General features: G+C 41.1%; 24 protein-coding genes. 16 read left to right on the forward strand and 8 right to left on the reverse strand.

The annotated features are described in order from the left end of the window. The 6 genes from BANH1_RS00005 to polA all read left to right on the forward strand — a co-directional run bounded on the left by BANH1_RS00005 (position 1) and on the right by polA (position 6,282). Positions 1 to 825: a pyruvate, water dikinase regulatory protein gene (locus BANH1_RS00005; protein WP_015397404.1), complete on the forward strand. Its 825-nt coding sequence runs from the start codon at positions 1 to 3 to the stop codon at positions 823 to 825. A gap of 10 nt (positions 826 to 835) precedes the next feature. Then, positions 836 to 1,432: a Maf family nucleotide pyrophosphatase gene (locus tag BANH1_RS00010; protein ID WP_041583132.1), complete on the forward strand. Its 597-nt coding sequence runs from the start codon at positions 836 to 838 to the stop codon at positions 1,430 to 1,432. Continuing rightward, positions 1,425 to 1,757, forward strand: coding sequence for a shikimate 5-dehydrogenase (locus BANH1_RS00015; protein ID WP_015397406.1), 333 nt, complete (start codon positions 1,425 to 1,427; stop codon positions 1,755 to 1,757). The genes BANH1_RS00010 and BANH1_RS00015 overlap by 8 nt, the downstream gene beginning before the upstream one ends. Continuing rightward, positions 1,754 to 2,356, forward strand: a complete 603-nt coding sequence (gene coaE, locus BANH1_RS00020) for a dephospho-CoA kinase (protein WP_015397407.1) — start codon at positions 1,754 to 1,756, stop codon at positions 2,354 to 2,356. The genes BANH1_RS00015 and coaE overlap by 4 nt, the downstream gene beginning before the upstream one ends. Positions 2,357 to 2,360: 4 nt before the next feature. Continuing rightward, complete coding sequence (gene dnaQ, locus BANH1_RS00025; protein WP_015397408.1) at positions 2,361 to 3,065, forward strand: DNA polymerase III subunit epsilon; 705 nt, start codon at positions 2,361 to 2,363, stop codon at positions 3,063 to 3,065. Positions 3,066 to 3,372: 307 nt separating this feature from the next. Beyond that, positions 3,373 to 6,282, forward strand: a complete 2,910-nt coding sequence (gene polA / locus BANH1_RS00030; RefSeq protein WP_015397409.1) for a DNA polymerase I — start codon at positions 3,373 to 3,375, stop codon at positions 6,280 to 6,282. 14 nt (positions 6,283 to 6,296) lie between these two features. Here the strand turns inward: polA and BANH1_RS00035 are convergent, their stop codons facing one another. The 7 genes from BANH1_RS00035 to ihfB all read right to left on the reverse strand — a co-directional run bounded on the left by BANH1_RS00035 (position 6,297) and on the right by ihfB (position 11,559). Then, on the reverse strand, positions 6,297 to 7,160 hold the full coding sequence (locus tag BANH1_RS00035) for an endonuclease/exonuclease/phosphatase family protein (protein ID WP_015397410.1): 864 nt from the start codon (positions 7,158 to 7,160) through the stop codon (positions 6,297 to 6,299). A gap of 128 nt (positions 7,161 to 7,288) precedes the next feature. Beyond that, positions 7,289 to 8,062 carry a Bax inhibitor-1/YccA family protein gene (locus tag BANH1_RS00040; RefSeq protein ID WP_015397411.1) on the reverse strand — a complete coding sequence of 258 codons (774 nt, stop codon included), beginning with the start codon at positions 8,060 to 8,062 and terminating at the stop codon, positions 7,289 to 7,291. A 472-nt stretch (positions 8,063 to 8,534) separates the two neighbouring features. Then, the gene (gene lspA, locus BANH1_RS00045) at positions 8,535 to 9,020 is read right to left on the reverse strand and encodes a signal peptidase II (RefSeq protein WP_015397412.1); all 486 of its coding nucleotides are present in this window, start codon (positions 9,018 to 9,020) and stop codon (positions 8,535 to 8,537) included. A 16-nt stretch (positions 9,021 to 9,036) separates the two neighbouring features. Then, complete coding sequence (locus BANH1_RS00050; protein WP_015397413.1) at positions 9,037 to 9,864, reverse strand: TrmH family RNA methyltransferase; 828 nt, start codon at positions 9,862 to 9,864, stop codon at positions 9,037 to 9,039. 2 nt (positions 9,865 to 9,866) lie between these two features. Further along, positions 9,867 to 10,799 (reverse strand): class I SAM-dependent rRNA methyltransferase, encoded by a 933-nt coding sequence (locus BANH1_RS00055; protein ID WP_041583133.1) that lies wholly within the window; start codon positions 10,797 to 10,799, stop codon positions 9,867 to 9,869. A 161-nt stretch (positions 10,800 to 10,960) separates the two neighbouring features. Continuing rightward, positions 10,961 to 11,272, reverse strand: coding sequence for a LapA family protein (locus BANH1_RS00060; RefSeq protein ID WP_041583134.1), 312 nt, complete (start codon positions 11,270 to 11,272; stop codon positions 10,961 to 10,963). Positions 11,273 to 11,280: 8 nt separating this feature from the next. Further along, entirely contained in the window at positions 11,281 to 11,559 is a 279-nt protein-coding gene (ihfB, locus tag BANH1_RS00065; RefSeq protein WP_041582844.1) for an integration host factor subunit beta, read from the reverse strand. 193 nt (positions 11,560 to 11,752) lie between these two features. On the opposite strand from ihfB, the gene lptC reads away from it, so the two are divergent. The 10 genes from lptC to BANH1_RS00115 all read left to right on the forward strand — a co-directional run bounded on the left by lptC (position 11,753) and on the right by BANH1_RS00115 (position 22,545). Next, the gene (gene lptC / locus BANH1_RS00070) at positions 11,753 to 12,394 is read left to right on the forward strand and encodes an LPS export ABC transporter periplasmic protein LptC (RefSeq protein WP_041583135.1); all 642 of its coding nucleotides are present in this window, start codon (positions 11,753 to 11,755) and stop codon (positions 12,392 to 12,394) included. Positions 12,395 to 12,469: 75 nt separating this feature from the next. Further along, positions 12,470 to 13,063, forward strand: a complete 594-nt coding sequence (locus BANH1_RS00075; RefSeq protein ID WP_015397418.1) for an LptA/OstA family protein — start codon at positions 12,470 to 12,472, stop codon at positions 13,061 to 13,063. A 22-nt stretch (positions 13,064 to 13,085) separates the two neighbouring features. Further along, a complete protein-coding gene (gene lptB, locus BANH1_RS00080) occupies positions 13,086 to 13,880 on the forward strand; it encodes an LPS export ABC transporter ATP-binding protein (protein WP_041583137.1) in 795 nt (264 codons plus the stop codon). Between the two features lie 439 nt (positions 13,881 to 14,319). Continuing rightward, the gene (locus BANH1_RS00085; RefSeq protein ID WP_041582846.1) at positions 14,320 to 14,583 is read left to right on the forward strand and encodes a hypothetical protein; all 264 of its coding nucleotides are present in this window, start codon (positions 14,320 to 14,322) and stop codon (positions 14,581 to 14,583) included. A 389-nt stretch (positions 14,584 to 14,972) separates the two neighbouring features. Beyond that, a complete protein-coding gene (gene ptsN, locus BANH1_RS00090; RefSeq protein ID WP_015397420.1) occupies positions 14,973 to 15,437 on the forward strand; it encodes a PTS IIA-like nitrogen regulatory protein PtsN in 465 nt (154 codons plus the stop codon). 1,132 nt (positions 15,438 to 16,569) lie between these two features. After that, positions 16,570 to 17,079 carry an invasion associated locus B family protein gene (locus BANH1_RS00095; protein WP_015397421.1) on the forward strand — a complete coding sequence of 170 codons (510 nt, stop codon included), beginning with the start codon at positions 16,570 to 16,572 and terminating at the stop codon, positions 17,077 to 17,079. Positions 17,080 to 17,121: 42 nt separating this feature from the next. Further along, a complete protein-coding gene (gene rlmN, locus BANH1_RS00100) occupies positions 17,122 to 18,357 on the forward strand; it encodes a dual-specificity RNA methyltransferase RlmN (RefSeq protein WP_015397422.1) in 1,236 nt (411 codons plus the stop codon). Positions 18,358 to 18,414: 57 nt separating this feature from the next. After that, entirely contained in the window at positions 18,415 to 18,654 is a 240-nt protein-coding gene (locus BANH1_RS07600; RefSeq protein WP_051039085.1) for an argininosuccinate synthase domain-containing protein, read from the forward strand. Positions 18,655 to 19,307: 653 nt separating this feature from the next. Then, positions 19,308 to 20,978: a lysine--tRNA ligase gene (locus BANH1_RS00110; protein WP_015397423.1), complete on the forward strand. Its 1,671-nt coding sequence runs from the start codon at positions 19,308 to 19,310 to the stop codon at positions 20,976 to 20,978. Continuing rightward, entirely contained in the window at positions 20,968 to 22,545 is a 1,578-nt protein-coding gene (locus BANH1_RS00115) for a peptide chain release factor 3 (protein WP_015397424.1), read from the forward strand. Before BANH1_RS00110 ends, BANH1_RS00115 begins: the two co-directional genes overlap by 11 nt. Positions 22,546 to 22,641: 96 nt before the next feature. Here BANH1_RS00115 and trxA read toward each other — a convergent pair whose 3' ends face one another. Then, positions 22,642 to 22,965, reverse strand: coding sequence for a thioredoxin (trxA, locus tag BANH1_RS00120; protein ID WP_015397425.1), 324 nt, complete (start codon positions 22,963 to 22,965; stop codon positions 22,642 to 22,644). Positions 22,966 to 23,061: the final 96 nt, after the last annotated feature.

Below are 23,061 nucleotides of genomic sequence, written 5' to 3' on the forward strand. Positions count from 1 at the left end.
GTGATGAAAGAAAAAAAATCCTTTCATCTCCATATGGTTTCTGATGCAACAGGGGAGACAGTAATTTCTTGTGGGAGGGCAGTTGCGTCGCAATACGCGATGTTTCATGCCATAGAGCATGTTTATCTGATGATTCGCAGCAAAACACAGTTCCAGCGAGTTCTAGATGAAATCCGACAAGAGCCAGGTATTGTTCTCTACACAATTATTGATGAAGAAATCAAAAAACTTCTTGGTAAAACATGCAAAAAAATAGGTGTTCCTTGCGTTGCAATATTATCTCCCGTTTTGAATGTTTTTCAGTCATATCTCGGGACGCCGACAAATTTAAGAGCCAGCGCGCAGCACGATCTCAATGCAGATTACTTCCGACGCATCGATGCGTTAAATTTTACGATAGAACACGATGATGGTCTGTCCCCTTCTAGTTTATCGGATGCAGATGTAATACTCGTAGGCATTTCAAGAACTTCTAAAACGCCAACGAGCATCTATTTAGCAAATCGCGGAATAAAAACAGCTAATGTTCCTCTTATTCCGGGAATTGATTTACCTCGGGCTCTTTTGGAAGAAAAAAATGCTTTGATCATTGGTTTAATTGCCTCAGCCGAGCGAATTTCGCATATCCGACAAAACAGAGATCTTGGAGGTGATTTTGCTATCGAAAGTTACACCGATCGTGTTAGTATATCTGAAGAGTTGATCTATGCAAAGCGCATCTGCGAACGTTTTGGTTGGCCTATTATAGATGTCACAAGGCGATCTATTGAAGAAACTGCGGCAGCAGTCTTTGAGCTTTTATTGCGATTCCGTGAAGGAAAATGAGGGGAATTCTTTGATGAAAAATACGTTGATATTAGCATCTCTGAGCCCTTATCGTGCGCAATTGTTGAAAAAGTCTGGCTTAGACTTTTTGATTGAAGGAGCTTCCTTTGACGAACGAGAAATACAAGAAAAAACAGGAACAAAAAGACCTAGAGAGCTTAGCTATTTTCTCGCAATCGCTAAAGCAAAAAATGTTTCCGATCGTTTTCCCGATGCAGTTGTAATTGGTTGTGATCAAGTCCTTGATTTAGAGGGGAAAGCTCTTCATAAAGTGGCAGATAGCAAAGAAGCATATCAACGTCTATGCGCCTTGTCAGGGAAAACTCATTCTCTTCATAGTGCGGTGGCATTGTTTCAAAATGGCCGAGAAATTTGGTCGGAGGTTTTTAGCGCTTATATGACAGTACGTCCTCTTTCTCCAAAATTTATTGAACGTTATTTAGCACGTGCAGGAAAAGATGTTTTAAAAAGTACGGGGGTGTATCAGATTGAGGGAGAAGGAATCCATCTTTTTGAAAAAATTGAGGGAGACTTTTTTACCATCATTGGCTTACCTCTGTTGCCTCTATTGGTTAAGTTGCGTTATTTAGGAGTCATTGATGGCTGATTCAACAATAAAGTGCATAAATACAATATATCCATGTGCTTTTATTGCTGGTTATCCTATTCATTATTTAAAATCACTAAAAATTCACGATTTTTTTGCTTTTAATAAAGCTAAGTCGGCAGTGTTAGTGATGGGTACTGTCTATACTCCGTCGATAATATCTTTTTTACGACAAGCAAAAATTTGCGGCTTGGAAACAGTCAATCAGTTTTATGCGCTTTTGCATCAGGCTGTTCCTGGCTTTGAACTGTGGTTTAGAATAAGGCCACAAGTAACAGAAAAATTATGGGTGATCCCGGAAGATATGGATAAAGATAAAATATGAAAATTATAGGATTGACCGGATCAATCGCTATGGGAAAATCAACGGTCGCTGATTTTTTTAAACAAGCTGGTATTCCTGTTTTTAGCTCGGATGAAGCCGTACATGAACTTTATAAAAGTGAGCCGGTTTTGTCGCTCATGGCGCGTACTTTCTCCAATGTTGTTGAAGATGGTCAAGTTAATCGCTTAAAACTTTCTAAGATCTTAATAAACAACAGTGAGGGCTTACAAGCATTGGAAAAAGTAATTCATCCTTTAGTACTCATAAAAGAGAAAGAATTTATTGATACAGCGCGTCAGCAGGGAAATAAATTAATTGTCCTTGATATTCCGCTTCTTTTTGAGACGAATAGTGAAAATCGCGTAGATAGTGTGGTTGTGGTGTCTGCACCATCAGCTATACAAAGAAAGCGCGTAATGACTCGCCCAAATATGGACGAAGAAAAATTCGCGATGATAAATGCCAGACAAGTATCCGATAAAAGAAAACGGGAATGTGCTGATTTTGTTATTGACACAGGAAAAGATCTAGAAAATACGCGCCAGCAGGTTTTTCATGTGATAAAGAGTTTGTTAAAAGATGTTTCTTTAAAGAATTGAAGCAATGCGTGAAATTATTTTTGATATTGAGACAACAGGCTTAGATAAAGACAGTGATCGTATAATTGAAATCGGTTGTGTAGAAATGGTTGATCATTATCTCACAGGACGCCGATTTCATGTTTATTTGAATCCGCAGGGCGTTATGATTTCCGACGAAGTTGTTGCAATTCATGGCTTGACTAATGAACGCTTAAAAGACGAAAAAAAATTTAATGATATAGCTGATGAGCTTTTGGAATTCATTGATAATGCGGTGATAATTGCTCACAATGCGAGTTTTGATGTCAGCTTCCTTAACGCAGAATTAGAGCGGATAAATAAACCACTTATCAGCATCAATAATGTCATTGATACATTGGCTATGGCGCGCCGCAAATTCCCTTTAGGGCCTAATTCTCTTGATAGTTTATGCAAGCGTTTTGGAGTTGATAACAGTCATCGTTCTCTTCACGGCGCTCTACTTGACGCAGAGATTCTTGCTGGCGTTTATATAGAGTTAACTGGTGGAAAGCAAGGGACTCTTAATTTTGATGATGGGAGCAGCATTGGCGTGAATATCCCAAGCAACGAATTTCCTTATGCAGTCAGGGCCCGCCCGCGGGCTCTACCTTCACGGTTAAGTGCGCAAGAAAAAAATATGCACGCCGAGCTGGTTAAAAAAATAGGCGATAAAGCTTTATGGAACAATTTCCCCTCTCCTTCATAAAGAAAACTCTAAATTGGGAAAGCAGAACTTGCACAACTGTCAAAAAGAAATGGCCGCTGCGGGGAGGGGAACACCGCAACGGCCCCTGCCGTTACGTGGCACCTTAACTATCATAGGAGGAGCAAAACGAAAATCGCCACACCCCGCAATAATAAAGAAAAGCTCTAGGCACCAAACACAGAAAGCAACGGCATCACCCTCATGAAATGCAAAAAAAATGGCTTTTCAGAGGCGATTTTGTAAATTTTATAAAAATAAAAATACAAAATGAATTTATTAAAGATTGAGATAGAGAAATGAAATTGACATGAAAACAGATGACCACCTTTTTTTGGTCGATGGATCAAGTTATATTTTCCGCGCTTACTACGCTTTGCCACCTTTGAAACGCAAAAAAGACGGGCTTCCTGTGGGGGCTGTGGCCGGTTTTTGCAATATGTTGTGGAAATTGCTCTGTGATGCTCGTAGCATGGATTCTGGCGTTATACCGACACATTTTGCCGTTATTTTCGATCATTCGTCCGATACATTTCGTAAGCAAATTTATCCCCAATACAAGGCTAATCGGGAGGCACCCCCCGAAGATCTTATCCCCCAATTCGCTTTAATACGGCAAGCGACAAAAGCTTTTAATTTGCCCTGCGTTGAAAAAGATGGATTTGAAGCAGATGATTTAATCGCTACTTATGCGCAATTAGCGACTAAAGCGGGAGCAAAGACAACCATTATTTCCTCTGATAAGGATTTAATGCAATTGGTGAGTGCGCATGTGTCTCTGTATGATGGGATGAAAGATAAGCACATCGGCGTTTCTGAAGTCATAGAAAAATGGGGAGTAACACCCGAAAAAATGGTCGATTTGCAAGCTTTAACCGGAGATTCAGCAGATAATGTGCCTGGAATTCCGGGTATTGGTCCTAAAATTGCAGCACAATTATTGAATCACTTTGGTTCCCTAGACCTTTTACTGGAGCGTGTAACGGAAATTAAGCAGACAAAACGACGTGAAAATATTCAATCTTATAGTAAACAAATAAAAATGTCCCGCGAATTAGTCAGGCTAAAAATGGACGTACCTGTGGATGATGATCTAGACAGTTTTATCTTGGAACCACAAGATGGCCCGCGTTTAATTTCTTTTCTAAAAGCTATGGAATTTACGACATTAACCCGCCGTGTGGCGGAAGAAACAGCCTGTGATGCGACGGTTATTGACGCACTTAGCATAGATATTGAATGGGAGAAAACTAAATATAACGGGTCCGATTTGGTTCCTGGAAAGACTAATATAACACCATCTCACGGCGCTTTTGAAAATTCTCCACGGATCTTGGCACAAAAACGCAAAAACCAGGCTATCGCTTCAAAGATTACAAGAGATGCTTATGAAACTATCCTTGATGAAGGAGTCTTGAAAGAATGGTTATCGGAAGCGCAGGAGCAGGGCTACTTCGCTTTTGATACTGAAACGACTTCTCTCGATCCTATGCAGGCAGAGCTCGTTGGTTTTTCATTGGCGCTACGGCCAAATAAGGCGGCCTATATACCGTTAGAACATGTGGAAGGAAGAGACGATCTTTTAGGAGATGGGCGTATAGCCGCGCAGATTGAGACACAAAAAGCTTTGGCGCTTTTAAAGCCGATATTAGAAAATCAAGCGGTGTTAAAGATTGGCCAGAATATAAAATACGACTGGTTGATGATGAAGCAACACGGTATTGTCATGCGTCCTTTTGATGATACAATGCTTTTATCGTATGTTTTAGACGCTGGAACCTTGACCCATGGTATGGACGTTTTATCCCAGCATTGGCTGGGACATACCCCAATTTCCTACAAAGATTTAACGCATAATGGAAAAAAAATTACTTCTTTCGCACAAGTGGATTTAAAACAAGCAACCCTTTATGCAGCGGAAGATGCCGATGTAACTCTGCGTTTATGGGAGGTTTTGAAGCCGCAGCTTGTAGCGCAGGGATTAACAAAAATTTATGAGCGCCTTGATCGACCACTTATAGAAGTTCTTGCAAAAATGGAAGAGCGTGGGGTTCTTGTGGATAGACAGATTTTATCGCGTCTTTCAGGAGAATTAGCGCGAGCTGCTTCTGTGTTAGAAGAGGAAATTTATCAATTGGTTGGTGAAAAATTTAATGTCGCTTCACCAAAGCAATTAGGGGATATCATTTTTGGTAAAATGGGCTTGTCCGGGGGAACTAAGACAAAAGGTGGGCAGTGGTCAACTTCTGTACAGACCTTAGAAGAATTGGCTGTTGAGGGGCACATTTTGCCACGTAAAGTTATTGATTGGCGTCAGCTTGCGAAACTAAAATCTACTTATGCAGATGCTTTGCCTCATTATATTCTACCTAGAACGGGGCGTGTCCATACAAGCTATTCTTTAGCAACGACGTCAACAGGACGATTATCATCATCTGAACCTAATTTACAGAATATCCCAGTGCGGACCGCCGAGGGACGTAAAATTCGAGCAGCTTTTATCGCCCCCAGAGGGCATTCGCTGTTATCGGCTGATTATAGTCAAATTGAATTACGTGTCCTCGCGCATATCGCGGATATCACAGCGTTAAAAGAGGCTTTTGCGCAGGGGAAAGATATCCACACTATAACTGCATCGCAAATGTTTGGGGTTGCAATAGAGGGGATGCCTTCAGATATACGCCGACGCGCGAAAGCGATTAATTTTGGCATCATTTACGGTATTTCGGCTTTTGGATTAGCAAATCAATTAGGGATTTCGCGCAAGGAAGCAGGCCATTATATTCAGCTTTATTTTGAAAGATTTCCAGGAATTAAGGAATATATGGAAGAGATTAAGATATTTGCGCGTCAGCACGGTTATGTAGAAACTATTTTTGGACGTCGTATTCATTATCCTGAAATAAAAGCGGCTAATTCACAAGTTCGTTCTTTTAATGAACGAGCCGCTATTAATGCACCGATTCAAGGATCGGCGGCGGATATTATTCGCCGGGCTATGATACAAATAGAAACTGCTTTAGAAAAAGAAAAGCTCTCAGCTAAAATGCTCCTACAAGTTCACGACGAACTGATTTTTGAGGTGCCGGAAGCTGAGATTGAAAAAACAGCAATCCTCGTTAAAAAAGTTATGGAAACTGCTACAATGCCGGCGTTATCTTTATCTGTGCCGCTTGAAGTAAAAGTCGTAACAGCTCAAAACTGGGATGAAGCACATTAACTTTTTCTATCTACTTATTTTAAAGAATGATCAGTTATGCCAGCAAAGTTAAGGTAAGCTTTAATTGGTAAATGGTCCGAGGCAACACGTGCTAGCGGCGAGTAATGGCTTTCAATCTTTGTAATTAATTGAGGGGGAAAGGTAAAAATTCTATCAAGAGCTAAAAGGGGAAAGCGAGAGGGAAAGCTCGGCGCAGTTCCGAGGGTAATATCAAAATAGGGAGAAAAATGGTTTAAGGAGGAGTTTTTCCCCATTCGCCATTCGTTAAGGTCACCAATAAGGACTGTAGGCATGAATGGGCGTTTTTGCAGAAGTGTGAGAAGCATTTTTGCTTGCTTATTACGAGAGTGACGTAATAACCCAAAGTGGGTGGTAATAACGCGAATAAGGCCTACCTTAGTTTCTAATTCTATAATTATAGCACCACGTGGTTCAACACCAGGCAGGGTGATTTGCGAGATGTTATGCACACGGCCTTGGCGCAAGAAAAGAGCGTTGCCGTGCCAGCCGTGGCCGTTAGGCGTCATGGTGCGCAGGGGTACTGGGGTGAGGCCTGTTTCAGTCTTCAAAAATTGAAGATCAATCAAGCCGATTCGTTCACCAAAACGCTTATCTACTTCTTGAAGCGCAATAATATCAGCTTGTAGCTCAGCAATAACACGTACGATGCGAATAGGATCAAAAATTTTGTCAGTGCCCACGCATTTATGGATATTATAGGAAGCAACAACGAGATCATAATTACTACGCCGATCCACAGTGTTTTGCTGGTGGTCAGAAAGGTTGTACAGAGCCTTTAACAAAGGGGCAGGGAGGTTTTTTTTGATAAATGCGGGAGCCGCCCAGCGAGATTGTGATTTATAATGCCTCTTTGTCATTGTTGCTTTTTGTATAGTTTGGATATGGTACTAAAAGGCGTGCGCTTATATTAAAAACAAACAAACCCCGCTCCCCTCAGGAAACGAGGCTTTTGGTGAAGTAATAGCCGCTACGGCGACTACCGCAGCTAATCCCGGTTTGAACCAAGAAATTGCAATAAAAAGACGAACATATTGATGAAGTCGAGATAAAGATTCAACGCACCCATAATAATTTTACGACCGCGTGCATCACTTGCATCTCCTTCATAATACATTAGCTTGATGTTCTGTGTATTATAAGCCGTCAGACCAGCAAAGATGAAAACACCTATCACCGAAATAGCGAATTGCAAGGCGCTTGACCCAAGAAAAATATTAACGATCATAGAAAGCATTAAGCCAACCAAACCTATGAAAAGGAATGACCCCATTGCTGTCAGATCGCGCTTAGTTACGTAACCGTAAAGAGAGAGAGAGCCAAAAGCCGCAGCGGTAATAACAAATGTTTGCACGATACTCCCTGGTGTGTAACGCAAAATGATCGATGACAGCGAGAGCCCGACGAGAGTAGCATAGCCAAAAAAGAGGCCACGGGCTGCGGCAGTACTGAGTGTGTTAATTTTGAAACTGAGAAATAACACAGCTACAAGCGGTGCAAACATGATAATGTAAGAGAGCGGCGACGTATAAAATGCCACTCCAAACGACGTTAAGTAGACGCTGCTACTGATTTGAGCAGCTGCTTGACTCATGTCTGTTGTTGTGGCCAATGACGCAATTGCATAAGCGGCAGCAGCTGTGATAAGCAAACCGATGGCCATTGTGTTATAGACGCCCAGCATATAGCTGCGCAGTCCTTGATCGATTGATGCATCGGCGTGAGCAACAGGTGCCGAACGTAAATTTTTAAAATCAGCCATGATATAATATCCTTTAGCATATGTCCCGCCAGACGCTGGAGCTAAAAAGAATTTTCACCTTTTTAACAACGTTTTATATAAGCCTTTATGTTGGCAGACACAAACAACTCCACGTGCTGCTGACGAAATCCAAGCACAACTCTCCCTCTTATTATGGGGATTTATTTGAAAATTACAAGAGACTTTTACAGAGAGGAAAGCTTACAAATGAGTAATAAAAGAGCCAATTTTTGTCAAAATATTGAGCATTTGGGTGAATTGAATAACGTAAAATTTGATGGCCTGTTTTCCTGCTAGTTAGAACAGGCTGTTCTACAGGGACGAATTTAGGGCAAATCATTATTTTAGCGGTTTTATTAAATATTGATGCCAGAGAATACGCAGATAAGTGTTTGCTTTAAAAGAATAATCACAGGCAATCATTGCCGGCGTATGGGGAGGGGGACAGTGTTCTTATTCGGAAAATATGTCGTCAGAGCAGACTTCGTCCTTTGATGAAGGTACGAAGTTCGTCAATTAGAATAGCAGTGGCTCCAAGCGTGATAAATGCATCTGCGAGATTAAAAACGGCAAAAGAAAAGACATCGCCAATGTGGAAAAATATATAATCGATGACATAATGAAAAAAGACGCGGTCGACGAGATTCCCAATTGCTCCGCCGATAATGAAGATGATACCAAAACACGATAAGGCTTTAGTAGGTTCGATATTTTTCCATAGCCATAAAAGAAAAATGATTATCACAAATGTGAGGGCAATAAGCCCCCAGTGAGAAAAAGAAGAAAGAAATGAAAATGCGATACCGGAATTGTGTACGTGGTAAAGAGAAATAAAGGGAAGAAGCGGAATTTCTGTCCCTAAGGGTATTGTGTACATAATCCAATATTTGACAACTTGATCAAGTCCTACTGTGACAGCCAAACCAAGGAGAAGAACAGACAAAGATTTACGCGTCATTTTTAACCTCATATGGCTAAAGAGTTAAGTAAGGGCGGCGGATTTCGTAGAGCATGACAGCTGTAGCTACCGCCAGATTAAGCGAGTCAGCGCGCCCACTTTGCGGGATACGCGCAAGTTTATGGCAACAATTCGCGAGAATGTCCGGTAGGCCTCGTTGCTCATTACCCATTAAAAGTATAACGGGGCCGTTTTTAAAGTCGATAGTACGGTAATCAACGGATCCTTTAAGATGTGTACCAACAATGAAGCCTTTAAAGTGAGTAGACCAGTTCAAAAAAGCTTCTTCATGCAAACGATAGAGAGGGACAGAAAAAATTGATCCCATCGTTGCACGGACGGTTTCAGGCGAGAAAGGATCTGTTGTTTCACCAATTAAAATAACTCCTTTAGCTCCTACTGCATCGGCGGTACGGATGATTGTGCCTAGATTCCCTGGGTCGCGCACACGTTCAAGGGCAATATAAACATCGTTGGCTAGACCTTTTATCGTTTCGATAGGTTGCCAGCGTTGTTTAAAAATACCAATAACCGTTTGCGGATTATCGCGGTGAGTTATACATTCCATGACTTTTTGCGAGGCTTTAATGACAAAACCGCCACTCGCTACAGTACGTGCTGCGGCGTTTTCGATAGCGGCATTACCAGGTTTGTTTTTGGAAAAAATGAGTGTTTGAATCGTCCAACCTAGATTTAAGGCATCAATCACAAGTTTAAGTCCTTCCGCCATGAAGATACCCCCTCGATTACGACCCTTTTTTTGGCTAAGTGCTTTAAGATTTTTAATGATGGGGTTACTGAGGGAGGTAATTTCCTTAACTCTACCGGTTTTTTGTGTACACATATTCAGATAATCCAACGGCTAAAAAGAGAGGTAGAGAGTGCCCGTCCGGCAGCTTCTTCACGTAAAATGAGTTCTCCTGATTCGATTGTGCCACCAAAATTTTTGAACTCATCGCGCATTAGAGTGTGGAGCGCGTAAAAGGAAGCACGGATAGAATAAGCGGTAAGGACAAAAGCTAGTGGTTTTTCAGATAAAAGTCTGCAGCAATTTTTAATCATTGCCGGTAGGTTTTCAAAAATTTGCCAGATTTCGCCATGAGGTCCACGCCCATAAGCAGGAGGGTCGAGAAGGATTATATCGTAGGTTTTTTGACGACGTAGTTCACGCTCGACGAATTTTACGGCATCATCGCATATCCAACGAATCGAGCGATCTAATAGTCCCGCTTTTTCTTGATTAATTTTTGCCCAACTAATGGCTTTTTTAGAGGCATCAACATGGGTGACAGCCGCGCCAGCGCGCGCGCCGATTAAAGACGCAATGCCCGTATAACCGAAAAGATTCAAAAGTTTGACGGGACGATTGGCATTAATAATTTGCTCTTCCATTGAACGCCAGTGAGCGTCTTGTTCAGGAAAAACACCTACGTGACGAAAGGAAGTAAAGCGCCCTAAAAAAGAAAGACCGTTCCAAGAAAGCGGCCACGTTTCACCAAGAGGTTTTTTAGGAAAATACCAGCGGCCAATGCCTTCTTCATCTCTATCCCCTGTGAAAATGGCATCAATATCAGCCCAGTTTTCTCTCGATAAAGCCGGCTGCCACAGAGCTTGACCTTCTGGCCGAATGATACGGTAAGGGCCATAGCGTTCTAATTTTTGTCTGTTACCAGAATCAATTAAAGTGTAATCAGCGCTAGGTCTTGTTTCTAAAATAAGGGGCAATTTTTCTCGCGGATACACACCGCTAGAACGTGGCTGAAAGTATTGTGCAGGCATATTCGATGTCATGATAAACGTGTTTTGAAAGAGGATTATTTAAAAAATCTACTGCATTTCCGTATGGTAATAAGGATCTAAAATTGGTTAAAGCATGTATAAGGGAAAAGAGAAAGTGCACTTGCGAATTTATCACTGGGCACAACGGATGTATGCTTCCGTTAAAGCGCCGTTATGTCCGACTTATTATTGATCGACATCTTTAATTTTTCGAGTTCCGCTTTGCTTTCTTTAAGGGCCCTGCGGTATCGGCGTTGGGCAAACCAACTCATCATGCTGCTCAGTAAAACACCAAGGCTAAAAAAAACAAAAATCCATATAAAGAAGGGAGCTCTATATGTGAAATTTTCTGGGTTGATTTGAAAAGGATCAAGCGTTAACGTGACCATTTGGCGGTTGGCTATGATAAGAGCAACCAAGAAAATAGTAAGAAGCGCAAGAACAACCACGGAGAAAATACGTCTGACTACCATCATTTTACTCATTGATTAAGCCTGTCACGCAATTCTTTGCCAGTTTTAAAAAAAGGGACCCATTTTTCTTCAACCACGACAGTTTCACCCGTCCGCGGATTACGGCCGCTGCGAGCTGAACGGCTTTTGACGGAAAAAGCTCCAAAGCCGCGAAGTTCGACGCGGTTGCCGTCGGCGAGTGCTGCGGAAATTTCTTCAAAAATAGCATTCACAATATTTTCCACATCACGTTGAAAAAGATGCGGGTTATGACGAGCGATGATTTGTACAAGTTCTGATCTAACCAAAATAGCCTCTCTTTCGCATAAAAAGATAGTCCCCCACGATTGTGCATCCCACGCACGCACATTACCATATATACATTAAACTGAGAACAAAATAAAACCAATAAGAGGCTGATTGCAATAAGCAAAATTTGAAAATATGCCTTATAAAAGCTCGAAGATTAATAAAGCGGAGTATTTGAGAGATCAAAACGATATGGTTATACGCGATCGCTATGAATTTTTTTCAATAAAATCATCTTTTGGTGACGTTTTTAAAGAAGCGTATCATCATTCAATCCGGATTTGTTTATTGAAATTTTTTTTGCTCTCCTCTGCATTAGCTATAGCGCTTATTTTTTGCTGGTTCACATTTTTTTCTGTTTCTGCTTCCTCTGACACCATCATTTTGAATCATGAAGAGAGTGAGACGATAAAATTAACTATGACAAATCCAAAACTAGAAGGCTATACGAGCTCTCGTGATCCTTATTGGATTAAAGCGGAAAAAGCATTTCAAGAGCGTGCACATTCTGGGATGATTAAATTACAAAATATTACAGCTGAGGCAGTCGCCGGCGAACAGGGGCGGGTTTTTCTCAAGGCACAAGGGGGGGGATACGATAATATTAATGGTCTTTTGCGCTTAGATAAGCCGTTTATGATAACGACAACAAGCGGCGCGGTTGCACATTTTATGGCCGCAGATATTAATTTGTCAGAAGGCCAATTAAAAACCGATCAGCACGTGGATATTCAGCATACAGATTTTTACCTCACAGCGGGCGCTTTGCACGTCTTGGAAAAAGGGCAGATTATGCATTTTCAAGGTGGTGTACACTTAACACTTAATAAGTAATGAGACAGTTTAAAAATTTGTGGGAGACAGGACATGCGTATATGAAGGAGGAAATAAAAAATTAAGAGTGATAAGATGAAATCAAGAATGTTTCGTAGAAAGTGGGTAGGTGTACATTTGACTTTAAACATTCTGATGTTAGGACCAGCTACTGTTTATGGGTATGCTGAAGCGGCTCAGTCCGGAGTTGGTTTTTTGAACGGTAAAGAGCCAATAGAACTTCATGCAGATTCTTTAGAGGTACGTGATAAAGAAGGGGTTGCACTTTTTAAGGGCAATGTTTCAGTGATTCAGGGCGAAAGGCTTTTGCGAACATCAGAATTAACAGTTTATTATGGCCAAGTGCATGAAGAAGTTGGTGCAGGTCGGGTAGGTGAAAAATCGGCGCTGCCTGTTGGGGGTGGCGACAAAGATATTAGAAAAATGGAGGCTTCAGGGGAGGTTTATATCAAAATAGACACACGAATCGCCACAGGCGATAAAGGTATTTTTGATGAAAAATCAAAAACGGTGGTTTTGACAGGTAAAGAAGTTGCGTTGATTGACGGTAATAATGTGGCGAAAGGATGCAAGTTAACGGTGAATACGAAAACAGGAAGAGCTTTCCTCGAAGGTTGTAAGACATCTGAGAAAAAAGGCCGTATTTCAGTCATTTTAAAACCAAATTAAAGGGATGGTTGCTAAGATTCTCATGTTTGGAATCAAAAAAGAAAAACAGATAGTCGAATGCGATATTGCAAATGGATCTTTTGAAAAAGATGCAAAAAGGGCTCTAGTTGCAAGCCGTTTGATTAAAATTTATCGGGGAAGACGGGTCGTTGATGGTGTTTCGTTCAGCGTTTGTTCTGGAGAGGCTGTTGGTATTTTGGGTCCTAATGGTGCCGGAAAAACCACCTGTTTTTATATGGTTACGGGCCTCGTTGAAGCGGATGGGGGGACAATTGAAGTTAATGGATTTGATATTACTCGTATGCCAATGTACCGGCGTGCTCGTTTGGGCATTGGGTATTTACCGCAAGAAGTATCTATTTTTCGCGGCCTTTCAGTAGAGGATAACATCAAAGCTGTTTTGGAAGTGATCGAAAAAAATCATTCTAAACGTCGCGAAGAGTTGGACGCACTTTTACATGAATTCAAGATTGATCATTTGCGCAAAATGCCGGCTATTTCTTTATCAGGAGGCGAGCGGCGGCGGCTCGAAATTGCGCGCGCCCTGGCTTCTCGTCCTAATTTTATACTGCTTGACGAACCCTTCGCCGGAATCGACCCTATCGCTATTTCCGATATTCAGCAGCTTGTTCGTCATTTGACACAGCGTGGTATCGGTGTTTTGATAACTGATCATAATGTGCGCGAAACATTAGGCCTCGTCGACCGCGCTTATATTATTCATACGGGACAGGTGCTTGTCCACGGTTATCCGGATGACATTATCGATAATGCTGACGCACGCAGAATTTATCTTGGACATCAGTTTTCGCTTTAGATTTTTCCTACCACAGAAGATTCATCTAATTTTTAGCTATTAAAGCCGAAACGAAACCTGGCGTCCCTAACATACGGCCCACGCATTTTAAGTTCAGCGAAGATTCATCTTAGGTTTCATTATATAATAATTATTGATTACGTATCTACATTGCACAGTTGAAAACTACGTCGGTTAGCAGTTATGACGATATCGATGATGAAAAGAACTAGAATATGCGTGTGATTGGGAGAATAATGCGTTTGGGCCTGAGATGTTTCGTAACGACGAGGTCCGCCGTTCTATCCTTAAATTATAGCGTAAAAATTATTTTATAGTCGCGATTTTAGGCTTAATTTTTTGCTCACAACTGAGAGAAATATTTCACAAAGGTGATTCGATTTTTTGATTCAGTCTGCTTTGCGAAAAAGATGTCGCTAGATTGACCTTGTAGTAAACGATGGATGAGATCATAACGGGTTTTCGTATTTCTGAGAGACATATGGGCTCAGCGGAGTTCCTCGTTGTGAGACTAAATGGTGTGCCGACAGCGTCATTTCTGAGTACTTTCGGTGACAGCCTCATGATCGTCAGGTACGGTTCGCGGTATTCTGTTGGTTGTATTGTGTATTTGGAAACGAATGCACTATTCGGGCGTATAGTCAGATATAAGGCTTATAAGCAGCTTTTAGCGCGGTTATTAAAAGTATTCAAACATGCTTAGGTGGTCATCACCAGCTTCCTTAAGCTGCGCAGTAATCACCAAAGTGGAAATGCCATTTTTATCGTATGTTCTTACAGCTTTAAGGAATTTCTTTTTAACCAGAGGAAAATTTTTTGGAGCATCCACACCAATCATTATGGCTAAATATCAACGGATTGGTGAACAATGGCTATCGCTAAGTTCATAAATAATGCTCTTAACGACAGTTGCGTGTTATTTATCGCTGATTCGGTGGTAATATTGAGTAGGTGAATTGACCTGTCACTTGTTGTAAATTAAAAAAATAAACATGCATTCTATGATACCAGAACAAACTGAATCTTTTCGATGATCAATATTATTTGCTGGTTTGTGGGTGAGTATCTGGATATGTAAAAGGGAAATAAAATATGAATTTGAGTGAGTTAATTGCACCGGATGCGATCATTCCAGCGCTTAAAGCAAATTCAAAGAAACAAGTTTTGCAAATTTTAGCTGAGAAAGCTGCTAGATTGACAGGCCTCAATGAGCGTACGGTCTCTGATATTATTTTGCAACGCGAAAAACTGGGATCAACCGGTTTGGGTGACGGTGTTGCGATCCCTCATGGAAAATTGCCCGGTATTGACAGAATTATAGGTATATTTGCCCATCTTGAAAATCCTGTTGACTTTGAAGCTGTTGACGACAGGCCGGTCGATCTCATTTTTTTGCTTTTGGTACCTGAAAATGCGAGTGCCGATCATTTAAAAGCTTTGTCGAAAGTCGCACGTGTTTTACGTTGTCCTGATATTGCTCAAAAATTACGGAACACGCATGATTCTCGCGCGCTCTACACTTTATTGATCCAGAATTCAGCGCCAAGCACAGCTTAAATGTATATGATATCGCTATTGAGAGCAATTAAAAGGAGTATAGAGGACGATTCTTTGGGTATTTGAAGAAAACTCAGCTTAAAGAATAAGGGAGAATAGGTTGAGTTTTTCTTTAGTTGCCTTTATCGTTTTCGTTTACGAAATCTCGCTGTTGTGCTTCCAGATTCGTATAATTCATCAATTTTTAAGGGACGGCGGAGTGGGATCTACGGATATTTTTCTCCTCACATGTGCAAGTGATTAAGAAATTGCCCCCATATACGGAAGTGGGGGTTTTTACGGCGGTTTTGGCGTTTTGAGGAGACGTCCGATTTTACTGCTTGCCATTTTCATGAGAGCCGTTTTTATTTACGTGATAAATACCAAAAAATGCTGTTATGATATTTATTCGTGCCGTTTCGGTTTATTGCATTTTAGTTTCAAGCATTGTGTTGATAATTATTTGCTACACATGAACATTTTTTCTTGTACTGAACTTGTTGTCAGTAACAGGGTAAGGAGTCGCGATGAATCGCTGTCGAGCTAATTGATGTAAAAAATAAAACGTTATGCGCTTGATGTTTAACACTGAAGATAAAGCCAGTCTGCTTCTTGGTCTCCGAAGGCATTTTTGTAAATTGGCGTGAAGAGTTTGAATGAGATTGATTGCCAGAGAGGCCAGAATATGTTACACCGCCGTCGATGTAAGTAGGCTTCAGCTCACCGCATCCCCAGTTAATAATATTTACGGGGGGTAAGAACTAGCTTTTTGCATAAGATGCATTTTCCTCAGAATTTTGTGGTAGTACGGTCGGATTAAGGTGCAGCTATGAGATTTTTTTTCAGTAATTCAACAATGTGTCCATTTTATATTCTATTTAGAGGTCGATCTGCGAAGAAAGGTCGGGCTGTGCTTTTGCGTTCTTATCTTCTGGAAGGTATTTTTTATATGTAGGGATACGGACTCTCCGCGTAAAAGTCGTGATTTGCGGAATAAAATTAAAATGTTTTTTTTTAAATCTAATTATTAAGTAGAAAATTCATTTTCTGGTAATACCTAAAGAGTCACAATTAAATAAAAAGTTATTTCGATTGATAATAATATTTATTTCGAAGAAATATTAGTAAAGAATAAAAAAAGAAGCGAGCTAAAATGAAAATGTTTAAGAAGACTTTTGTTGCTGCATTTATAATGGTTCTGTCCGCTACTGAACTATTGTGGGCACAAACACCAAGCCGTTTACATCAATTTGAAGCTTGGGGGACTTATTCTTATGAAGCGCAAGAAAATACAATATGTTATATCTTGTCGATGCCTTTAAGTGCGCTTCCTACGACTGTTAAACATGGTGATAATTTCTTTCTGGTTACTAAGCGTTCTAATTCACCTGTTTCATTTGAGCCACAATTTATGGCTGGTTATTCTCTTAAAGAAGGATCAAAAGTTACCGTGACAGTTGGCGATAAAGATTTTGATTTTTTTACAAAGGGTTCATCAGCTTGGTTAGCGTCATCGGAGATGGAGCAACAACTTGTTTCCGCTATGCGCTCGGGTATGCATATGACGGTGAAGGCTACTTCAAAACGCGGAACTCGTACAACTTACACTTATTCCCTAAAAGGGGTGACCGCAGCGTTGAATGCGGCACAAAAATGCCGTTAATGCATAGAGAATATTTAAACTAAATATGCACATCAGAAAGCAATGACTATTTCGTGTAATCTTAAGCCGGTTAATGCATGTCAAACACCGAAAGTGGGTGATGCCGTAGTAAAGGCAGAATTGAAGCTGCCTCTGATTGGTTTATCTCAAGATGAAATGGTACAAGCTGTGAAGGCAGTTGGTGTGCCGGATCATCAAGCGCGTATGCGTGTCCGCCAACTTTGGCATTGGCTTTATGTACGCGGCGTTTCCTGTTTTGATGAGATGCTGAATGTTTCTAAATTAACGCGGGAAGTATTCAAAACCCATTTTTCCATCGCATATCCGGAAATTATTGAAGAACAGATATCAAAAGATGGCACACGTAAATGGCTTTTGCGTTTTCCGGAACGTGGAGCCGGTAGGCCTGTTGAAATCGAAACGGTCTACATCCCTGAAGAAGGGCGTGGTACGTTGTGTATATCATCCCAAGTTGGATGCACATTGACCTGTTCTTTCTGTCATACAGGAACGCAAATGCTCGTTCGCAATCTGACAGCTGAAGAAATTTTAGCACAATTATTAGTTGCACGTGTTCGTTTGGGTGATTTCCCTGATAAGAGCGCACCTGATGGTGCAATTGTTCCAGCTGAAAAACGTAAAATTACCAATATCGTCATGATGGGTATGGGCGAACCACTTTATAATTTTGAAGCAGTCAAAAAAGCTTTATTAATTGCTTCCGACGGGAATGGCCTTTCTATGTCGAAACGTCGGATTACCCTGTCAACCAGTGGAGTGGTCCCTGAAATTATTCGAGCAGGAAAAGAAATTGGGGTGATGCTGGCGATTTCGCTTCACGCGGTGCGTGATGCCTTGCGAGATATTTTGGTTCCAATCAATAAAAAATACCCACTCGCTACGCTGATGGACGCTTGCCGTAATTATCCAGGCCTTTCTAATGCTAGACGGATTACATTTGAGTACGTTATGTTGAAAGATATCAATGATAGCCTGGATGATGCTAAGCAGTTAATTCAATTGCTTAAAGGTATCCCTGCTAAGATTAATTTGATTCCTTTTAATCCGTGGCCCGGGAGTGATTATCAATGTTCTGATTGGGAAAAAATTGAGCGTTTTGCTGATGTGATTAATCAAGCTGGCTATGCTTCACCCATTAGAATGCCGCGCGGACGTGATATTTTGGCTGCGTGCGGGCAGCTTAAATCCGCTTCAAAGCGCTTACGTAAGTCCGAACGTTTGCAATTTGAAAATTCAGTTAGCCATGAGCAAGCTTAATCTAATTTGTTTCAGTGGATAGATAAGTGCAAAACAAAATTAGCAAACCCCAAATATATGCATAAGTGTACTCTTTACGTTCGGGGCTGCTCTATAGCAGGAAGCCATATTACAATTGGCTTCGAAAAGGCGACGCCGCTTCAATTAATGAAAGAAATTTTGTTTTCTGCTACTGTGCTCAATAAATTAAACAATTATAGAGGCGTTGAGGATGTTGGTTGTTTAGATTTAGCGGAAAATCATTTTGTTGGTATAAAATCTCATAGTATTTATAACCACGGGCTGAACTATTTTTGATTGCTCATAGGGCGATAGAATCTCCGACGTTGGATTACAGTGTAGCGCATTTACAAGATAAGCTGATGCAACAAAATTTTACAAGGGTAATGTAGTTGTTGAAGGTTGTAAAAGTCAAAAGTTGCTTTATTTCGGTAATTTAGCAACATTTAAAGATGATCAGGGTGCTTACGACTAAAAAGACGCTGCCGGCTTTATCAAATTAAATGCATTGCGCTGACGCACGTTGACGGCGCGTTTACTAAAATTATAAATGGGAATAACAGAAATTCTCTTACCATTTTCGGTTTTGAGAGTGATTTTTGCGTGGAACGTTTAGCGTGATTTCTTTTTCCTGTTTTCATTGGATAGGTACGCGGTTAATCAATCTGTCATCCTGGATAAAAAATTTATTTTCTTTGAGGTAAATATCAGCGAAAAAGGGCTCAGAATATTGGAGATTGGGGATTGCAGAATGCATAACCAAAAAGGTACATGATGGTTTACGATTTTTATGTTTGGATTATAAAAAGCTGAGGGAGATCGTAGCTGAAATAATGATAGCGACTTTGCGTAGTAACAAGAGTTTGGTGGTTTTTGTTCAGCATTATTGACGGATAAGTTTAACGATCATACACCACATCATCAGAGAATTTAATTTAGGATAAATGACGATGCACGATCAATATAACGCTTTCAGTTTAACGTCTGAATTGATGGAGATAGCAGGCCAGTCAAAAGCTTGGCCATTTGAAGAAGCACGTAAGATCATTAAGCGCTATGAAAAAACGGGTTATACAGGGGATGTTTTGTTTGAAACAGGCTATGGACCTTCTGGTTTGCCGCATATCGGTACTTTCGGAGAAGTAGCGCGCACGACTATGGTGCGTCATGCATTTCATATTTTAACCGAGAACAAAGTTAAAACAAAACTCCTCTGTTTTTCTGATGATATGGATGGTTTACGCAAGGTTCCCGATAATGTGCCAGATCCCGAAAAAATGCAAAACTATCTTGGCCGACCACTTACCTACGTGCCAGACCCTTTTGGTGACGCTTATCCTTCTTTTGGAGCGGCTAACAATGCGCGCCTGCGCGCTTTCCTGGATCATTTTGGTTTTAACTACGAATTCGCTAGCGCTACTGATTATTATAGTTCTGGCCGTTTTGACGAAACACTTTTGAAGATTCTTTCCCGTTATGATAAAATTATGGAAAATATTTTGCCGACATTGGGAGAAGAACGGCGCGCAACTTATTCACTTTTTTTGCCTATTTCCCCTGTTTCCGGAAAAGTATTACAAGTACCAATAATTTCCCGCAACGTTGAAAAAGGCACTATAACTTACATTGAGCCTGAAATAGGCGAGGCCATTGAAACAGAAGTCACGGGCGGAAAGGTTAAATGCCAGTGGAAGGTAGATTGGGCGATGCGCTGGAAAGCACTCGGAGTCGACTATGAAATGGCGGGAAAAGATCTTATCGACTCGGTGCTTCTTTCTTCCAAAATTTGTAAAATACTCGACGGCAAACCGCCCGAGGGATTTAATTACGAGCTCTTTTTAGACGATAAAGGGCAAAAAATCTCCAAATCTAAAGGAAACGGTCTAACCCTCGACGAATGGCTAACTTACGCACCGACAGAGAGCCTAGAGCTCTATATGTTTTTGAAGCCTAAAACGGCAAAACGGCTTTATTTTGACGTTATACCAAAAGCTGTTGATGAATATTATACGCATCTTTCAGCTTATAGCCGTCAACAGTGGAAAGAGCGATTTAACAATCCTGTATGGCATATTCATAATGGTCGCCCCCCGCAAATCAATTTGCCTCTGTCCTTTTCTATGTTGCTGAATTTGGTTAGTGCTTCAAATGCTGAAAATGAAGAGGTCCTCTGGGGATTTATTTCTCGTTATGCTAAAGGAGCAAATGCACGGACCTATCCAGCACTGGATCAGTTGGTAAAATTTGCCATTAAATATTTTGATGCTTTTGTTAAGCCAAACAAGAAATTTCGTGCGCCTGATGATAGCGAACGCTCAATTTTGGCGGCGATTGATGTAAAGTTAGCGAGTTTGCCAGAAGCCATCGACGAAAACATTATTCAAAACACGCTTCTTGATGTTGCGCGTTTAACGGAACGTTATCAAGACCACAACAAAAAGGGTCCTGAAGGGGGGCCTGGTGTTTCAAGTGCTTTTTTTCAAATGCTCTATGAGGTGCTTTTAGGACAAGAACGGGGACCACGGTTTGGAGCGTTTATAGCGCTTTACGGAATTAGCGAGATGCGCGCACTTATTGCTGAAGCGCTTGCACGGCCTACAGGGGGGAATAATGGGGCCTAGAGAGCGAGAAGTAAAGCGGAGGCGTACATTTGCAATAATTGCTCACCCTGACGCTGGGAAAACGACGCTGACGGAAAAACTGTTATTGTTTGGCGGAGCCATCCAGCTTGCTGGTGAGGTAAAGGCAAAAAAAGACCGTATTCAAACGCGTTCCGACTGGATGAATATCGAACGTGACCGCGGTATTTCGGTCGTAACATCAGTAATGACGTTTGAATATGAAGATCATATTTTTAATTTATTAGACACCCCGGGGCATGAAGATTTTGCAGACGATACTTACCGTACTCTTACTGTGGTCGACAGTGCAGTCATGGTGTTAGACGGTGCGCGCGGAATTGAGCCTAGGACGCTGAAATTGTTTGAAGTGTGCCGCATGCGGGATATTCCTATTGTTACTTTTGTTAACAAAATGGATCGCGAAGCGCGTGATCCCTTAGAAATTTTAGATGAAATTGAGGAAAAACTTGCTCTTGATACAGCGCCAATCACATGGCCTATTGGTACAGGTAAAAATTTTATGGGTACATTTGACCTTTATCATAATCGCTTTCGTCGGCGAGATGATGAAGTAATATCGCAAACGGTTTCTGAACTTGGTGAGGTTGCAAATTTACTGCCTGAAAATCAAGGTAAGTCCTTTGTCGAAGGAGTCGAACTTGCCCGTAGTGCCTGCAAAAATTTTGATCTTCAAGCCTTTCGTGAAGGACATATGACTCCAGTTTATTTCGGCTCGGCTTTACGAAATTTTGGTGTCCGTGATTTGATAAATGCGTTGGTTGATTTTGGTCCAAGCCCTCGTAATCAGGTAGCGGACCAACGTAATGTGATAGCCACTGAACCCAGAATGACGGGGTTTGTTTTTAAAATTCAGGCTAATATGGATCCTAATCATCGTGACCGTATTGCCTTTTTGCGGGTATGTTCAGGAACACTTGAGCGTGGCATGAAGACAAAGTTGGTACGCACAGGAAAGCAAATGACGCTTTCAGCACCGCAATTTTTCTTTGCTCGTTCACGTCAAATTGCTGATCAGGCTTATGCCGGTGACGTGGTTGGTATTCCTAATCATGGGACTCTGCGTATTGGCGATACATTAACAGAAGGCGAGGATATCCTTTTTAAAGACGTACCAAATTTTGCACCAGAAATTTTACGTCGTGTTTGTTTAAGTGACCCTATGAAAGCGAAGAAGCTTAAAGAGGCTTTGCAGCAAATGGCTGAAGAGGGGGTCGTACAATTATTTACTCCCGATGATGGGTCACCTGCTCTCGTCGGTGTGATTGGTGCTTTGCAAATTGATGTTTTAACGGAGCGGCTTAAGGTGGAATATTCTTTGCCGGTAAGTTTCACGTCAGCGCGCTTTAGCGTATGCCGTTGGATTTCTGCAGAGAACAGAGATGAACTTCAAAAATTCATCGCTAATCATCGATCCGCCATTGCTTACGACGTGGATGGCGATCCGGTTTTTTTAGCAGAAAATCATTTTTCGTTGAATTATGAAGCAGAACGAGTTCCAAAAATAAAATTCGCAGACTTTAAGGATTACCAAGTGCGCTCCAAATAAACAAATTTTTCGCCGTAGTAAAGGGACTCCCTTTAAAAAGGCTAAGCAAAAAATGTCGCTTAAGCCTTTTTATGACGAAAGTCGCTGCAGGTAAATCTAAAGAAGACCATCTTTAATCCATTTGGAAAGATTTCCTTTAGAAGTGGCACCGACCATATTGGATGAGATATTTCCATTTTTGAACATTAATAAAGTGGGAATCGAGCGTACTCCATATTTGGTGGCCAAGTCCGGATTTTCGTCGATGTTGACTTTGACAATTTTTACTTGGCCTTGCATTTCTGCTGCAATTTCATCAAGTATGGGCGCGATTATTTTGCAAGGGTTGCACCACTCCGCCCAAAAATCAACGACGACGGGGATGGAAGAAGTAAGGACTTCGCTTTCAAAATTGGCGCTGTCAGCTTTTGTACACGTCATGAATTTATCCTTTTTATATCTGTTTTTGCACATTGGTACTGTGGCGATTGAAGTCAAGTTATTGCAAAGATAAATTAACAGCGGGTTTTTAGGAAG

Source organism: Bartonella australis AUST/NH1, assembly GCF_000341355.1.
In the GTDB taxonomy this organism is placed as follows: domain Bacteria; phylum Pseudomonadota; class Alphaproteobacteria; order Rhizobiales; family Rhizobiaceae; genus Bartonella; species Bartonella australis.

Coding starts and splice junctions, on each gene's coding strand:
- ptsN (WP_015397420.1), top strand. CDS start 14,973: ATGAATTTGAGTGAGTTAATTGCACCGGATGCGATCATTCCAGCGCTT.
- dnaQ (WP_015397408.1), top strand. CDS start 2,361: ATGCGTGAAATTATTTTTGATATTGAGACAACAGGCTTAGATAAAGAC.
- lptB (WP_041583137.1), top strand. CDS start 13,086: ATGTTTGGAATCAAAAAAGAAAAACAGATAGTCGAATGCGATATTGCA.
- lptC (WP_041583135.1), top strand. CDS start 11,753: ATGGTTATACGCGATCGCTATGAATTTTTTTCAATAAAATCATCTTTT.
- trxA (WP_015397425.1), bottom strand. CDS start 22,965: ATGACGTGTACAAAAGCTGACAGCGCCAATTTTGAAAGCGAAGTCCTT.
- BANH1_RS00075 (WP_015397418.1), top strand. CDS start 12,470: ATGAAATCAAGAATGTTTCGTAGAAAGTGGGTAGGTGTACATTTGACT.
- BANH1_RS00035 (WP_015397410.1), bottom strand. CDS start 7,160: ATGACAAAGAGGCATTATAAATCACAATCTCGCTGGGCGGCTCCCGCA.
- lspA (WP_015397412.1), bottom strand. CDS start 9,020: ATGACGCGTAAATCTTTGTCTGTTCTTCTCCTTGGTTTGGCTGTCACA.
- BANH1_RS00040 (WP_015397411.1), bottom strand. CDS start 8,062: ATGGCTGATTTTAAAAATTTACGTTCGGCACCTGTTGCTCACGCCGAT.
- BANH1_RS00085 (WP_041582846.1), top strand. CDS start 14,320: ATGGATGAGATCATAACGGGTTTTCGTATTTCTGAGAGACATATGGGC.
- polA (WP_015397409.1), top strand. CDS start 3,373: ATGAAAACAGATGACCACCTTTTTTTGGTCGATGGATCAAGTTATATT.
- BANH1_RS00060 (WP_041583134.1), bottom strand. CDS start 11,272: ATGGTAGTCAGACGTATTTTCTCCGTGGTTGTTCTTGCGCTTCTTACT.
- BANH1_RS00095 (WP_015397421.1), top strand. CDS start 16,570: ATGAAAATGTTTAAGAAGACTTTTGTTGCTGCATTTATAATGGTTCTG.
- BANH1_RS00110 (WP_015397423.1), top strand. CDS start 19,308: ATGCACGATCAATATAACGCTTTCAGTTTAACGTCTGAATTGATGGAG.
- BANH1_RS00115 (WP_015397424.1), top strand. CDS start 20,968: ATGGGGCCTAGAGAGCGAGAAGTAAAGCGGAGGCGTACATTTGCAATA.
- coaE (WP_015397407.1), top strand. CDS start 1,754: ATGAAAATTATAGGATTGACCGGATCAATCGCTATGGGAAAATCAACG.
- BANH1_RS07600 (WP_051039085.1), top strand. CDS start 18,415: ATGCATAAGTGTACTCTTTACGTTCGGGGCTGCTCTATAGCAGGAAGC.
- BANH1_RS00015 (WP_015397406.1), top strand. CDS start 1,425: ATGGCTGATTCAACAATAAAGTGCATAAATACAATATATCCATGTGCT.
- BANH1_RS00055 (WP_041583133.1), bottom strand. CDS start 10,799: ATGCCTGCACAATACTTTCAGCCACGTTCTAGCGGTGTGTATCCGCGA.
- rlmN (WP_015397422.1), top strand. CDS start 17,122: ATGACTATTTCGTGTAATCTTAAGCCGGTTAATGCATGTCAAACACCG.
- BANH1_RS00050 (WP_015397413.1), bottom strand. CDS start 9,864: ATGTGTACACAAAAAACCGGTAGAGTTAAGGAAATTACCTCCCTCAGT.